Annotated in this window: 14 protein-coding genes; 5 read left to right on the forward strand and 9 right to left on the reverse strand. The window is 66.4% G+C overall.

Annotated features, from left to right (window positions below; all coding sequences use genetic code 11):
* Positions 1–22: 22 nt before the first annotated feature.
* From F1609_RS23730 to F1609_RS23740, 3 genes are all read right to left on the reverse strand, one after another.
* The gene (locus tag F1609_RS23730) at positions 23–796 is read right to left on the reverse strand and encodes a hypothetical protein (protein WP_167079130.1); all 774 of its coding nucleotides are present in this window, start codon (positions 794–796) and stop codon (positions 23–25) included.
* Positions 797–880: 84 nt separating this feature from the next.
* Positions 881–1,468, reverse strand: a complete 588-nt coding sequence (locus F1609_RS23735; RefSeq protein WP_167079131.1) for a DUF8082 domain-containing protein — start codon at positions 1,466–1,468, stop codon at positions 881–883.
* A gap of 19 nt (positions 1,469–1,487) precedes the next feature.
* On the reverse strand, positions 1,488–2,567 hold the full coding sequence (locus F1609_RS23740; protein ID WP_167079132.1) for a cache domain-containing protein: 1,080 nt from the start codon (positions 2,565–2,567) through the stop codon (positions 1,488–1,490).
* A gap of 188 nt (positions 2,568–2,755) precedes the next feature.
* Here F1609_RS23740 and bla point away from each other — a divergent pair, with 188 nt between their 5' ends.
* Entirely contained in the window at positions 2,756–3,649 is an 894-nt protein-coding gene (gene bla, locus F1609_RS23745) for a class A beta-lactamase (protein ID WP_167079221.1), read from the forward strand.
* A 23-nt stretch (positions 3,650–3,672) separates the two neighbouring features.
* Here bla and F1609_RS23750 read toward each other — a convergent pair whose 3' ends face one another.
* Both F1609_RS23750 and F1609_RS23755 read right to left on the reverse strand, forming a co-directional pair.
* Positions 3,673–3,897, reverse strand: coding sequence for a hypothetical protein (locus F1609_RS23750; RefSeq protein WP_167079133.1), 225 nt, complete (start codon positions 3,895–3,897; stop codon positions 3,673–3,675).
* Positions 3,898–4,055: 158 nt separating this feature from the next.
* Positions 4,056–4,385, reverse strand: coding sequence for an ArsR/SmtB family transcription factor (locus F1609_RS23755; protein WP_167079134.1), 330 nt, complete (start codon positions 4,383–4,385; stop codon positions 4,056–4,058).
* 165 nt (positions 4,386–4,550) lie between these two features.
* On the opposite strand from F1609_RS23755, the gene F1609_RS23760 reads away from it, so the two are divergent.
* The 3 genes from F1609_RS23760 (at position 4,551) to F1609_RS23770 (ending at position 7,294) form a co-directional block, all read left to right on the forward strand.
* Positions 4,551–5,120, forward strand: a complete 570-nt coding sequence (locus F1609_RS23760; protein ID WP_167079135.1) for a periplasmic heavy metal sensor — start codon at positions 4,551–4,553, stop codon at positions 5,118–5,120.
* Positions 5,121–5,190: 70 nt separating this feature from the next.
* Complete coding sequence (locus tag F1609_RS23765; RefSeq protein WP_187363120.1) at positions 5,191–5,895, forward strand: response regulator; 705 nt, start codon at positions 5,191–5,193, stop codon at positions 5,893–5,895.
* Positions 5,888–7,294 carry a sensor histidine kinase gene (locus F1609_RS23770; RefSeq protein ID WP_167079136.1) on the forward strand — a complete coding sequence of 469 codons (1,407 nt, stop codon included), beginning with the start codon at positions 5,888–5,890 and terminating at the stop codon, positions 7,292–7,294. Before F1609_RS23765 ends, F1609_RS23770 begins: the two co-directional genes overlap by 8 nt.
* Before the next feature lie 72 nt (positions 7,295–7,366).
* Here the strand turns inward: F1609_RS23770 and F1609_RS23775 are convergent, their stop codons facing one another.
* Both F1609_RS23775 and F1609_RS23780 read right to left on the reverse strand, forming a co-directional pair.
* On the reverse strand, positions 7,367–7,831 hold the full coding sequence (locus F1609_RS23775) for a DUF2269 family protein (protein WP_167079137.1): 465 nt from the start codon (positions 7,829–7,831) through the stop codon (positions 7,367–7,369).
* A 14-nt stretch (positions 7,832–7,845) separates the two neighbouring features.
* Positions 7,846–9,138 (reverse strand): SDR family oxidoreductase, encoded by a 1,293-nt coding sequence (locus F1609_RS23780; RefSeq protein ID WP_167079138.1) that lies wholly within the window; start codon positions 9,136–9,138, stop codon positions 7,846–7,848.
* A 73-nt stretch (positions 9,139–9,211) separates the two neighbouring features.
* Between F1609_RS23780 and F1609_RS23785 the strand changes: the two genes are divergently transcribed.
* Positions 9,212–9,451 (forward strand): hypothetical protein, encoded by a 240-nt coding sequence (locus tag F1609_RS23785; protein WP_167079139.1) that lies wholly within the window; start codon positions 9,212–9,214, stop codon positions 9,449–9,451.
* Positions 9,452–9,700: 249 nt separating this feature from the next.
* Here the strand turns inward: F1609_RS23785 and F1609_RS23790 are convergent, their stop codons facing one another.
* The gene (locus tag F1609_RS23790) at positions 9,701–12,157 is read right to left on the reverse strand and encodes a TonB-dependent receptor plug domain-containing protein (protein ID WP_229422022.1); all 2,457 of its coding nucleotides are present in this window, start codon (positions 12,155–12,157) and stop codon (positions 9,701–9,703) included.
* A 273-nt stretch (positions 12,158–12,430) separates the two neighbouring features.
* Positions 12,431–13,378 (reverse strand): DUF808 domain-containing protein, encoded by a 948-nt coding sequence (locus F1609_RS23795; RefSeq protein WP_167079141.1) that lies wholly within the window; start codon positions 13,376–13,378, stop codon positions 12,431–12,433.
* Positions 13,379–13,459: the final 81 nt, after the last annotated feature.

Below are 13,459 nucleotides of genomic sequence, written 5' to 3' on the forward strand. Positions count from 1 at the left end.
TGGGAATGTGCTCAATGTGAAGTCAGTCGGCCCCTTCCCTCATTGCATCGGGCATGTCGTCGAAGCGCTTGCCGGTGAGGCGGTAAAACGCCTCGCGCGCATCGGCGGCGCTGCTGACCATGACCAGGTCGGTCAGGCTGGCGAGGCGGTCGTTGCCGGTATCGCACAGGCGCAGCAGGATTTCCTGGCTGCCGGCGGCGCGCAGCAGGCGTATGCCATTCGCGCGCGTGGCCGGTGCGTCGCGGGTGGCCATGTGCACGCCGGCCTGGGTGAGCGCCTGCGGCAGTTCGGGCACGGCGACCATGGCCAGCGCCAGCAGCACCCCGGGCCATATGGCCGGCAGCGGCGCGTGCGCTGTGAGCAGGCGGCGCATGGCCAGGGCCGCCATCAGCGCCAGCAGCGGTGCCAGCAGCAGCAGGCCGCCGCCGAAGTAGCGCAGGCCGGCCACGCCGGCTGCTGTGTGCGGCAGCAGCAACAGGGTCAGCAGGATGCTGACGCCGGTCGCAAAACCGTGCAGGTGCCCGAGCCGGCGCGACACGCCGGGGCGCGCATTGCCCAGGGCGCGCAGCAGCAGGGCATTGGCCAACGGTACGGCGGCAATCGACAAGACCGGGATGATCATGCCCGGCGGCAGGTCGAAGCCCACCACCAGCAGGAAAAACAGCGCCACCGCGAGCGCAAGGAGCGGCAGGATCACGCCGGCAAACCAGAGCGCGGCGCGCATGGAAACATGGACGACGGCGGACGCTGTTGGCAGGACGGCGGACGGGGTGATGCAGGCTGGCTGGGCACTCATGGCATTCCAAGGAAACTGAACAGGCAGCCAGCGTAGCAAGCGCCTGTGCAGTGGGAATGCGCTCAATGTGAAGCCGCAGCCGGCCTACACGGCCCCCAGCCCCAGCGCGCGCCCCGCTTCCAGGCGGAAGTCGGCGGCCTGCTTGCGGTCCGGAATGTCGGCTGCCAGCGCCATCACCAGCTCGCGCAGGTTGCTCGCTTCGCTGGCGTGCTCGGCGCAGACGATGGTCGCGATCGGCCCGATGTGCCCGGCCAGCATGCGTTCGAGCTTGAGCAGGTCGGCCTTCGCGAAGGCGGCCGGGGCCGGACGCGGACGCAGCGGCTGCGGCCCCGCCCCCGCCCCCGCCACCAACGGCGTGTGCGCGCGCAGCGGCGCCGGGTCGGCCAGCAGGTCAGCCAGGCTCACGCCCGAGGTGGTGAGATTATCGGGCTTGGCCACGTAGTTGTCGTCGAAGCGCAGGCTGGCGCGCAGCATGGTGCGCATCGCCGCCAGCGCTTCGGCCCCGCGCGTCCCGCGGCACAACAGCATGACGATGTTGCCGCTGTCCAGGTGGACCTGGGCCATGCGGTTGTCGTCGCTGACGATGAACGCCGTGCCGGTGCGGCGCTGGATGCAGAATTGCCGCAATTGCTCCACGATAGCCCCGAACGGCATCAACTCCTGGTATGTCATGGCGTTCTCCCTGGATGCGTCAGGCTCTGCGGCTGAGCCGCGTGATGGCCATCTGGATGCTGATTCCCAGCCGCTCGATGGCGCGCGCCAGCGAGCCGATCTCGTCGCCGCGCGCAATGCCGGGAATCGATGCGGCGAATTCGCCCTTGCTCAATTGTTCGGCGACCACGATCAGCTGGTTGATCGGCATGGTCAGCTGCTTGGCCAGGAACGCCGCCACCCCCACTACCAGCGCGGCGGTCAGCACGATCAGGGCGCGCGCGCCGGTTTCCAGGCGGTCGAGCGAGGCGTAGGCTTCGGCGTAGTCCTGTTCCACCAGCAAGGTCCAGCCCTGCGGCAGCTTGCGCGCGTAGCCGACCATGCGCTTCTCGCCAGCTTCGTACACGGTCGGCTGTTCGGCGATGCCGTCCACTTTCAGGGCCGGGTAGCTGCTCATGTCCTGCACCGCGTCGGTGGCCTGGTCGGGACGGCCCGAGGCGATCACCTTGTTGTCGGCGTCGAGCAGGATGGCGTAGCCGGTCTCGCCGATGCGGGTGTCCTTGATGACCTTGGAAATATCGTCCAGTTTCATGGCCATCGCCAGCACGCCGACCGTGCCGCCCATGGCATTGCGGATCGGCACGGCGATGGTGAGCGCGGGGCGTCCGGTCGACTTGCTGATCAGCACCTGGCGGCTCGACGGCGCGCCTTTCAGCGCGCCCTGGAAATAGCTGCGCTCGCCGAAGCGGGTGAGCGGCTTGTCGTCGCTGCGCGCGATGTTTTCGCCGCCCGGCTCGATCGTAAACACCAGGAAGGCCCATTCGTAGGTCTCGCCCAGGGCGCGCAGGATCGGGGTCTGGCGCGTCGCCTCCATGCTGCGGATATCCTCCAGCCTGGCGCTCTGGTGCAATGCGCGCACGTTGGCCTCGTCCCAGCTGGTGATGCCGGTGGCGATGCCGCTGGCGGTCATGATCAGATGCTGCGAAATGTTGGCCGTGGCGTCGGAGCGCGCCTGGCTGCTGCCCGCGTACCACACGCCGATCAGCGGAATCAGGGACACCGCCAGCAAAGTCATCACCAGCTTGTGAAAAATGTTCAGGCGGAACGGTTCTGTTTTCATCGGGAGTTTCCTTTTCGTATGGACAGCCCGGCGGCCCTGCGCACTGTGCGCAAGCGAAGTTGGGGTATCCACAGAAGACCATATTTCCACTCGACAATGGTTGAGGTGGGACAATGCATGGTGGAGAATGGCGGCTATACAACACCCTCTCGCCCACCCTTCAACCGAAAGCCGCCATGACTTCCTCGATGCCATTTTCCCCACGCCGCCGTACCCTTTTGATTGCCGGCGCCTGCACGCCGCTGCTGGCGGCCTGCGCCAGCGCACCGGGCGCCAGCACTGCCCTGGCCGAAGCCCAGGCGCGCCTGGCCGCGCTGGAAGTGGCCTACGGCGGGCGCCTGGGCGTGGGCGCGCTCGACACCGGCGACGGGCGCCGGCTCGGTCACCGCGCCGATGAGCGCTTCCCCATGTGCAGCACCTTCAAGGCGATCGCGGCGGCCGCCATCCTCGCGCACGGCAAGAACGTGCCGGGCTGGCTGGAGCAGCGCGTGCGCTACACCAAGGCCGATCTGGTGACCTATTCGCCGATCACCGAAAAACACCTGGACGATGGCATGACGGTCGGCGAGCTGTGCGCGGCCACCATCGCCTACAGCGACAACGCCGCCGCCAACCTGCTGATGGCGAAGATTGGCGGCCCGGGCGGCGTGACCGGTTTTGCGCGCAGCGTGGGCGACACGGTGTTCCGGCTGGACCGCTGGGAAACCGAGCTCAATACGGCAATTCCGGGCGATCCGCGCGACACCAGCACCCCGGCCGCGATGGCGGCGCTGCTGCGCCGCGTGGCGCTGGACGACGGCTTGCCGCCGGCCCAGCGCGACCAGCTGCAAAATTGGATGCGTGGCAACACCACCGGCGACACCCGCATCCGCGCGGGCGTGCCGGCCGGCTGGGCGGTGGCGGACAAGACCGGGACCGGGGCCTACGGGTCGAGCAATGACATCGGCATCGTGTTCCCGCCCAGGGGCGCGCCGGTGGTGCTGGCGCTGTACTACACCCAGGCCGATCCGCAGGCCAAGGCCAACAGCGAGATCCTGGCGGCGGCGACGCGGATTGTGATGGGGGCGTTCGGACGGGTTTAAGGGCGCGCGGGAGTGCGCCAGGGTCAGGCGTTCGAGGTGGTCTTCCGGCGCGGCAGCTGCTTGAACAGGTCGGTGCGGCGCAGCCGGATGCCGGGCGTGTAAATCCCGCTGATCGCGCCCCAGGCCGAGACCCAGCGCGCCGCCCGCGCCTTCTCTTCATCCGAGGAGGCGTCGATGGCGCGGTCGATCGCCTTGGCCATGCGCGACAAGCCATACCCTTTGCGATCTTTCTTTCCCCGGTATTTCATGGGCTGCCCGTATTAACATGCTTGCATTCAGAGTATGCCTATATATTAGGCAACACTGTTCGCCATCTCACCTTCCGGTTTTTTAACTGAATGTCAATATGTAAGCAAATGTTACTACGGTAGCGTTGCCGGACCGGCAAGCCAGCCGCGCGCCAAGCTCAGGCCGTGGCTGCCGCCAGCGGTGCGCTCACCGGACCGCACGGATTGCCGCCGCAGCAATTTTCGGTTAAAAACCCGATCAGCGCCTGCATGGTCGGCATGTGCGCCGCATAGATCAGGTAACGCCCGTTCTGGGTCGGCGCGATCAGTTCCGCGTGGGTCAGTTCCTTCAGATGAAACGACAGCGACGACGGCGGCATGCCCAGCTTCTCGCTGATCTGGCCCGGCGACATGCCGCCCGGGCCAGCCTCGATCAACAGGCGGAACACCGCCAGGCGCGATTCCTGGGCCAGCGCGGCCAATGCCGCCAGTGCGTTCTTGTTTTCCATGGTCTAACCTCCGTCGTCGAGCTTTCCATCGTATTGGGAATATCGAAGGCACGCAAGCACCCGCTTTACAAAACTTTACCGCCCACACATGAAGCGGACAGGCGCGCCGCCTACAGTACAAGCATGCGGAGCCAGTCTGGAACCGCCCCTACGAAAGGCACGACCATGAATCCGAACCAGCACGGGCATCACCATCACCATCACCATCACCACGATCACGATCACGATCATCAAGGCGATCGCGGCCACGGCCACGGCCCGCAGCGGCGCGGCCGCCGCTGGCTGGTCGGCGCCGCCCTCGGCCTGGCCGCCGGGGCGCTGAGCCTGGCCGGCGCCAGCTTCGCCAACGAAGGGCGCGGCATGCACGGCCATCGCGCCCACCTGGCCACGATGGACCCCGCCACCGCCGGCAAGCACATCGACAAGATGGTCGCGCACCTGCTGAGCGACGGCACGGACGAGCAAAAGGCGCGTGTGTCGGCCATCGCCAAGGCCGCCTTCGCCGACCTGCAACCCTTGCATCGCGACTTCAAGGCCGGCCACGAACAAGCCCACGACCTCTTGACGGCCCCCGCCATCGACCGGGTCGCGCTGGAACAGTTGCGGGTGCGGGAAGTCGAGCGGGTCGACCAGATCAGCAAGCGCATCCTGGCGGCGGTGGAAGACGCGGCCGAGGTGCTCACGCTTGACCAGCGCGTGCGTTTCGCCGCGCACATGAAAAAACGCATGCAATGAGCGCCTGCGCCGAATCCCAGCCATGTATCCTTGGGCCTTCCGACACTTTGGACGACACGTCAGCGCCACCATGCTTCCGCGTATCTTGATGATTGAAGACGACCAGCGCCTGGCCGGCATGGTCGTCACCTACTTGCAGCAAAACGGCTACGAGGTGGCGCACGCCGCCACGGCTGCCGCCGGCCTGGCCGAGCTGGAGGCGAGCGCCCCGGCGCTGGTCCTGCTCGACCTCATGCTGCCCGACGCCGACGGCCTTGATGTCTGCCGCCGCATCCGCGCGCTCGGCGCGCCGCTGGCCTCGGTGCCGATCGTCATGCTCACCGCCAAGGGCGACCCGTTCGACCGCGTGGTCGGCCTGGAACTGGGCGCCGACGATTACCTGCCCAAGCCGTTCGAGCCGCGCGAACTGCTGGCGCGCCTGCGCGCCGTGCTGCGCCGCCCGCAACTGGCCGCGCCCGACAGCGGCCTGCGCCAGTTCGGCCGCCTGGCCATCGACAGCGGCGCGCGCCGGGTCAGCATCGACGGCCAGCCGCGCACGCTCACCTCCTACCAGTTCGACCTGCTGCTGGCGCTGTCCGGCAGCGCCGGGCGCGTGCTCTCGCGCGAACACCTGGTCGACGCCGTCAAGGGCGAGTCGCTGGAACCCTTCGACCGCTCGATCGACGTGCACATCGGGCGCCTGCGCCAGGCGCTGGAGGACGATCCCAAGCAGCCCAGGCGCATCATCACCGTGCGCGGCGCCGGCTACGTGTTCGCCAAGGTGCAGGATGCGTAGGCACGCGCGCGGCGGGGAGCGCGAGCAGGCGCCGGACGCGTGGCGCGCACGCGCCAGGAAGCGCAGGGAAGAACGCGACTGCGCGCCGCCGTGGGAACGCGGGGACCGCGGACGCAAGCGGCGCTTTTCGGTGGCGCATCATCTGTACCTGCGCATCTACCTGGCACTGCTGGTCAGCCTGGGACTGGCGGTCTGCCTGTTCGGACTGGTGCACTGGGCCTACGATCCGGAACACATGAACTCGGGCAACGAGGCCGTTGCCGAGCTGGCGGCCAGCATCATTCCGCCGGCGGACGCATCGCGCGCCGACCAGCAGGCCGTGCTGAGCCGCTGGAGCAAGCGCCTGCAAACCGACCTGGCGCTGCACACGGCGGCGGGCGTGCCGATTGCGGCCGCTGGCGAACCCTTGCCGGCGCTGGCCCAAGCGCAGCGCAACAGCAGGCTGCTGGGGCCGATGGCCGTGTTCACCCTGCAGTTGCCGGACGGCCGCTGGCTGGTCGGCCAGCGCGCCTACGGCAAGAGCGCCTCATACGGCCTGCTGGCGATCCTGCTGCTGATCGCGCTGATGGTCGCGGCCGCCGCCTACCCGGTGGTGCGGCGCCTCACGCGCCGCCTGGAACGTCTGCAATCGAGCGTGGAAACCTGGGGCGGCGGCCAGCTCGGCACCCGCGTGGCGGTCGAAGGCAAGGATGAAGTGGCGCGCCTGGCGACCAGCTTCAACCAGGCGGCGGCGCGCATCGAAGCGCTGGTCGGTTCGCAGAAAAGCCTGCTGGCGAACGCCTCGCACGAACTGCGTTCGCCGCTGGCGCGCATCCGCATGGCGGTCGAACTGATGCAGGAACAGGCGCCACCGGCGATTCGCGACGAGCTCAATCGCAACATCGGCGAACTCGACCAGTTAATCGACGAAGTCCTGCTGGCCAGCCGGCTCGACGCCACCGCCGAGCTGGCGCGCAGCGACGAGCAGGTCGACCTGGCCGCCATCGTGGCCGAGGAGTGCACGCGCGTCAACGCCAGCTTCGACGCGCAAGCCTTGAACCTGGCGGGCGACGCCAGGCTGCTGCGGCGGCTGGTGCGCAACCTGCTGGAAAATGCGGCGCGCCATGGCGCCGGCACCGAAGTGCATGCCAGCCTGCGCCTGGAAGGGAAAGACGCGATCGTGCTCGACATCTGCGACAGCGGCCCCGGCGTGCCCGAAGCCCAGCGCGAACGCATCTTCGAACCTTTTTACCGGGTGCCGGGCGCGAGCGAGTCGGCCGGCGGCGTCGGCCTGGGCCTGTCGCTGGTGCGCCAGATTGCGCGTCATCACGGCGGCGACGTGCGCTGCCTGCCGGGCGAACCGGGCGGCTGCTGCTTCCGCGTGAATTTGCCAGTACCGTTGCCGGGCGGTCATGCTTGAGAGCGCCGGCTGAAGAACCGTCTTTTCTGCCACTGGCAGAAAAGACTTCCCGCGCGGGAAAGACGTTCTGCATCATGCGGGCTTGGCCACCATCAGCCAGAACACGATCACCAGCGCAAAAAACGCCGGAATCCCCAGCACCACCCAGAAGCGCAGATAGCGCCAGTACAGCGCCGGCAGTTCGGTATTCTCGCGCGCGGCCACCTGGGCCATGTCGCGCATGCGCAGCTGCATCCACACCACCGGCAGCCAGCAGGCGCCGGCAAAAAAGTACAGGCCGATCGACCACATGATCCAGGCGCTGGTCCACGGATAGCCGGCCAGGTGGATCATGTACAGGCCCGTGACGGGCTGGACGATGATGGTGGTGGTGGTGAAAATCCAGTCGGCCAGCACCACATGGCGGCTGACCACGGCAATCGCCCGCACGTCGCGGCTCAGGCTGGTGAACAGCATGTAAAAGGCCGAGCCGATGCCGGTGCCGAACAGAAAAGTCGACGACAGGATGTGCACCCATTTGACGATCATGTAGTCCATTACTTTTCCTTGCTTTACTTCTCTTCGAGTTCGAACAGCAGCCAGATGGCCGCCAGCATTGGCAGGTTCTTGGTCAGCGGACCGTAGGGATGGAGCAGGAATTCCGGCAGCATGAAGGCGATCACCAGCGTGTACAAGCCGATCAGCAGCAATTGCGCGGCCCACAGCCAGCGGCGCCGCTTCAAGGTCAGGATGCCGATCCCGATCAGCAAGTCGAGCGCGCAGGCGCCGTACAGCATGAAGGGCGCCAGCGCGGGCGGCACGCCGGTCCGTTCCAGCAACTGATAACTCTGCTCGACCGGATACAGCCCGGCCGACACTGCCGCCGTGGCAATCCACACCGCCGCGATCGACACGCGCAGCACCGGCATCAGCCAGTGCAGCTTGGCCTGCATGCGCTCGCAAGCGGGGTCGTCGATGAAGCTGGCAAGCGCGCGCGGCAGGCGCCCGATCAGGCGCACCGTCATGCCGGGGTCGGCGCTGCTGCCGCGGTCGAGCATGCGCAGCGAATCGCGGTTGAGCAGGCTGCCCGGCACCAGCCGCCCAAGTCCGGCCAGCAGCTTGCCGCACCAGGCCGGCAAATGCAGCACGCGCAGCTTGCCCAGGCCCAGGCCGCTGCGCAATGCCGCCAGATAATCGGTGAACGGCAAGGCGGTCTGGCCCACCAGGGCAATGCGCTGGGCGGTGGCGCCGGCCGGGCCGACCGGCAGCGGACGCCGCACCAGGCTGGCGATGGCGCAGGCCACGTCGTCCACGTGGATCGGCTGCACCAGCTGCGGCGCGTCGCCGAAGCGGGCGCAGAAGGGCATGCTGGCCAGGGTGCGGAACACGCGCGCGCTCACGCCATCTTTGCCGTACACCAAAGACGGCTGCAGGATGGCCGAGCGCAGCGGCAGCAGCGCCAGGTAATCGTCGGCGGCTTTCTTGCTCAGGTGATAGGCGGTGTCGGCCTGCTGGTCGGCGCCCAGCGCGGACAGCTGGATCACCATGCGCACATCGTCCGACTCGACGCAGGCGGCGAACAGCACGCGCGGCGTATCGCTGTGAATCGTGGCGAAGGTCTGCGTGCCATGCTCGCGAAAAATCCCGACCGTGTTGATGACCACATCGATGCCGTCCAGGCGCGCCAGCCAGACCGATTTATCGGTATCCCTGGCGAAGTCGGCCTCGATGTAGCTCAGGCGCGCTCGCGTGCTGGCGGCGGGTGGCTTGCGTACGGCCGCCACCACGTAGTAACCCTCGGCAAGCAACACGTTCAGCACATGCCTGCCGATAAACCCGCTCGCTCCTGTCAGCAAAATGCGCATCCGACCTCCTTACCGTTCATACCCATAGAGCCTGTATCAAGCAACACGTTCACTTTCATTCCACGAGGACATCATGGATACCTGGAAATCTGCAACCCAGCGCGGCCTTGTTTCGGGGGCCAGCGCCGCCTCGGCCGTGGCCTGCTTCGTCGACTACCGGATGACGCCCGACCGTCTCAAGTCCGGCTACGAACAACGCCTGTCGCGACCGTCGCTGGCGCTGGTGTACGGCGCGTTCGGGCTGGGCCTGGCGGCGGGCGCGCTGCTGTGCCGGCGCGGCCAAGCGGGAGCTAAACGGCGTGAGTCGGGATGATAGCGGGTTTTGCGCCCGCGCTCATGGGCAGGACGTGATTGGCGTCGCAGAGATTGATTTTGACTGGGCGCGCCAGAAGGCTGAACATCCTCAAAGGGACCTTCGGCATAGGGAAAGGCAGGCCGGACCTGCTGCCGCAAGATGGACTTGCGTGTCAGCGTGATGCATGCTGATTGGGATGAATGCTGTGCAACACGAACAGCGCGCTGATCACTACCGGACCAGCGCGATGCCGTACTAATCAGAACATCAGAATGCGTAGGTTGCCCGTGCGTACACGTAACGCCCGCCACGCCCGAACGGGGCGTAGTTCGGGAATGGCGCATTGCCGCTCGGATTGAGCGCATTGCCGACCGACTCAGGATACTTGTCGAACAGATTCTCCGCACCCAGCGCCAGGTTCAGCCTGGAGTTGAGCGCGTAGCGCCCTTCCAGGTCGATCACGGTTTTCGCGGCCAGGGTCACGTCCAGCGCCGGCGAGGCGTTCGGCGAGAGCACCTTGCCGTAGCGCGTGGCGCGCAGGGTAGCGCCCATCTGGCCCAGCTTCCAGTTGGTGCTGGCGTTGAACTTGTTCTTCGGCTGGCCCTGTTCCAGCGACAGCACGTTGAGGCGGTCGAACAGCGGCGTCGGGCTCGGCAGCGCCGCCAGCTGCGCCGTGGCCGGTACTTTGGTTACATCGGTGCTGGTGAAGTTGCCCGCCACCGTGAAGTCGAACTTGCCGATATCGCCGCCATTGGCCGCCCAGTTCACCACCACGTCCACGCCGTCGGTGGTGGTATCGACGCCGTTGATGAAGAAGCGCCCGCCGCCGACCCCGATGAAGCCCTGCTTGGTCAGGAAGTTGCGCACATCGGCGGAGGTCAGGTTTTCCGACAGCACGATGCGGTCGCGCACCTTGATGCGGTAGGCGTCGATGGTCACATTCGCGCCGCCCAGGCGCAGCACGGCGCCGAGCGAGGCGTTGACCGATTTTTCGGCGTCGAGCGGCTTGGCGCCGAGCGCCACGGCGACCGGATCGGTCGGGCGGAAGGTGGTGATTTCGAACGGCACGCCGGTGATGAAGTTGGTGGCCGTCGAGGTGAAGTTCTGCTGCTGCGGCGAGGGCGCGCGGAAGCCGTTCTGCACCGACGCGCGCAGCGCGAACGCTTTGCTGAAATCGTAGCGGCCCGCCAGCTTGCCGGCCAGGCTGTTGCCGAAGTCGGAATAGCGCTCGGCGCGCAGGGCGAACGAGGTCAGCAGTTGCGGGGTGATGTTCGCTTCCACGTCGACAAAGGCGCCGATCGCGGTGCGGTGCGTGTCCGATTCATTCTGCGGACGAAAGCCCGAAAACACTTGCGCGCCCGGCGCGGTCGGCTGGCCGTTCGGCAGCATCTGGCCGCCGAAGCGGTAGGAATCGGGTTCGCCCGCGAACAGGCTGTAGCCTTCGCGCCGCGCTTCGGCCCCGACCGCCACGTTCAGCGGCGAGGACAAGGCGGACATCGCCATCGAGCGCACCCCGGTCAGGTTGAACACCAGCTGGTCGTATTCGAAGCCGCCGGCATCAAAAGACGTCTTGCTGGTCGGCCCGATCGAGCGGTTCAGCGTGTTTTCGATGGTGAAGGCCATCTTGTTCTTGCCATAGCCGAGCGAGCTGTCCATTTCCCAGTCGCCCATGGTCCAGCTGGCGCCGGCGGTGGCGGCGAAGTCGTCGACCACGGGCGAGATGATCGGCATGAAGCCGTCCGGGAAGATCGACGGGATGTTGCGCGGATCGTTGGACCAGCGGAAGAAGCCGGCCGAGCTGGCCTCGCGCTTCTGGTAGCTGGCCCAGCCGTACACCTTGACGCCGTTGCCGAGCGTGTCGCCGGCGTTGGCGAACACGGTCGACTGTTTCATTTCCGGTTCGCCATACCAGGTGTTGAAGCGGTTGATGGTGTTTTCGCGCGGATCGAAGGCGCCATTAACCAGCGCGTACTGCTGGCGCATGTCGTAGCCGCTGCGTTCGGTGTGCTTCTGGTCCTTGAATTCGCCGGCGATGGTCAGGTAGCCGGTTTCGCCCAGCGCCAGGCCCTTCCACAGGCTGACGGTGCCGGTGTGGCCGTCGGTGCGCTTGCGCGAGTTCTGGGCTTGCCAGGTGGCGTTGGCGGGCGCGGGGCCGGTCAGGAAGTCGTATTCGGTCAGGCGCGCGCCGTAATTGACGGTCGCTTCGCCGCCGTCGCGGTTGCTGCGCAGGCGCAGGTTGACCACGCCGGAGATCGCGTCCGAGCCGTACTGGGCGGCGGCGCCATCGCGCAGCACTTCGATGTTCTTGACGATCGCGGTCGGGATCGTGTTCAGGTCGACGGCGGCCGAGCCGCGCCCGATGGTGCCGTTCACATTCACCAGGGACGACGCGTGGCGGCGTTTCGAGTTCACCAGCACCAGGGTCTGGTCGGGCGCCATGCCGCGCAGGGTGGCGGGACGGATGGTATCGGTGCCGTCGGCCAGGCCCGGGCGCGGGAAGTTCAGCGACGGCAGGGCCACGGCCAGGGCCTGGTTGATTTCGGTGGTGCCGGAGTTCTTGAGCGATTCGGCCGAGATGATATCGACCGGGGAGGCGGTGTCGAGGGCGGTGCGGTTGGCGACGCGGGTACCGGTGACGACCACGGTATTGGAAGTGTCATTCGGGGCTGCGTCCTGGGCCAGCGCGGCGCCGGTGGAAAACAACGTTGCAATCGATAATGCCAATACGTGCTTCTGCGGTGCGAATCGTTTCTGCATACCTGCTCCCTCGGTGAAATAAGAATATTCTTTTGACTTAACCTATCGACTCATTCATGTGAATAGCTGAAAACTTGCGAATCCATACTGGAACGAAGAGAAAGTAATGTCAATTCCGAAAAGGAATATGCAGATCTGATAACAACAGTTTGAATATATTCGTCAGTTCCGCGTAAGGAACGCGGCGATATGCCAGCCCCCCGCCGGTGTCAGACCTGACACCGAGGGGTTAAACGATGGTCAGGCGTGGCCGGCGGCCTTCTTGCCTTTGAACAGGCGCTTGGCGCCCAGCACCACGCCCAGCACCAGGGCGCCGGCGATCACGCCGATGATGGCGTCGATCAGGGTCGGCACGATCGCCTTGAGCACCGGACCGATGCCGCCCACCGCGCCAGCGGCCGCCGCCGCATTTTCCGTGAAATGGTGCAGCACCGGGAAGCCGTGCTCCAGGATGCCGCCGCCGACCATGAACATGGCCGCCGTGCCGACCACCGACAAGGTCTTCATCAGCTTGGGTGCGGCTGCCAGCAGCAGGCGCCCGAAGGCCTGCGCGGCGCTGTTGGCGCGGTTGCTCAGGTACAGCCCGGCATCGTCGAGCTTGACGATCCCGGCCACCAGCCCGTACACGCCGACCGTCATCACGATTGCAATCGTGGTCAACACCGCCACCTGCTGCCCGAACGCCACACCTTCCACCGTGCCCAGCGAAATGACGATAATTTCCGCCGACAGGATAAAGTCGGTGCGCACCGCGCCCTTGATCTTTTCTTTCTCGAGCGCGACCAGGTCGACCGATTCGTCCGTCAGCGCCTTGACCAGTTGCTCGTGGTGGGCGGCGTCTTCATCGGGGCTGTGCAGGTATTTGTGGGCGATTTTTTCGAAGCCCTCGAAGCACAGGTACGCGCCGCCGATCATCAGCAGCGGCGTAATTGCCGACGGTAAAAAGGCGCTGATCGCCAGCGCGGCCGGCACCAGGATCGCCTTGTTGAGGAACGAGCCCTTGGCCACCGCCCATACCACCGGCAGTTCGCGGTCCGCTTTCACGCCGGTGACCTGCTGGGCGTTGAGCGCCAGGTCGTCGCCGAGCACGCCGGCGGTCTTTTTGGCCGCCACTTTGCTCATCACGGCGACATCGTCGAGGATGGTCGCGATATCGTCGATTAATGCCAGTAAACTGCTTGCAGCCATCTGTCCTGCTCCAAAGTTGGTCGAAAGGATGCATCTTAACCCGAGTCCGTCCAGCCCTGCATTTTGCGTTTCACCCCCCAA

Origin of the sequence: Massilia aquatica (assembly GCF_011682045.1) — a bacterium.
Classification (GTDB): domain Bacteria; phylum Pseudomonadota; class Gammaproteobacteria; order Burkholderiales; family Burkholderiaceae_D; genus Telluria_A; species Telluria_A aquatica.

Coding starts and splice junctions, on each gene's coding strand:
- F1609_RS23730 (WP_167079130.1), bottom strand. CDS start 796: ATGAGTGCCCAGCCAGCCTGCATCACCCCGTCCGCCGTCCTGCCAACA.
- F1609_RS23735 (WP_167079131.1), bottom strand. CDS start 1,468: ATGACATACCAGGAGTTGATGCCGTTCGGGGCTATCGTGGAGCAATTG.
- F1609_RS23740 (WP_167079132.1), bottom strand. CDS start 2,567: ATGAAAACAGAACCGTTCCGCCTGAACATTTTTCACAAGCTGGTGATG.
- bla (WP_167079221.1), top strand. CDS start 2,756: ATGCCATTTTCCCCACGCCGCCGTACCCTTTTGATTGCCGGCGCCTGC.
- F1609_RS23750 (WP_167079133.1), bottom strand. CDS start 3,897: ATGAAATACCGGGGAAAGAAAGATCGCAAAGGGTATGGCTTGTCGCGC.
- F1609_RS23755 (WP_167079134.1), bottom strand. CDS start 4,385: ATGGAAAACAAGAACGCACTGGCGGCATTGGCCGCGCTGGCCCAGGAA.
- F1609_RS23760 (WP_167079135.1), top strand. CDS start 4,551: ATGAATCCGAACCAGCACGGGCATCACCATCACCATCACCATCACCAC.
- F1609_RS23765 (WP_187363120.1), top strand. CDS start 5,191: ATGCTTCCGCGTATCTTGATGATTGAAGACGACCAGCGCCTGGCCGGC.
- F1609_RS23770 (WP_167079136.1), top strand. CDS start 5,888: ATGCGTAGGCACGCGCGCGGCGGGGAGCGCGAGCAGGCGCCGGACGCG.
- F1609_RS23775 (WP_167079137.1), bottom strand. CDS start 7,831: ATGGACTACATGATCGTCAAATGGGTGCACATCCTGTCGTCGACTTTT.
- F1609_RS23780 (WP_167079138.1), bottom strand. CDS start 9,138: ATGCGCATTTTGCTGACAGGAGCGAGCGGGTTTATCGGCAGGCATGTG.
- F1609_RS23785 (WP_167079139.1), top strand. CDS start 9,212: ATGGATACCTGGAAATCTGCAACCCAGCGCGGCCTTGTTTCGGGGGCC.
- F1609_RS23795 (WP_167079141.1), bottom strand. CDS start 13,378: ATGGCTGCAAGCAGTTTACTGGCATTAATCGACGATATCGCGACCATC.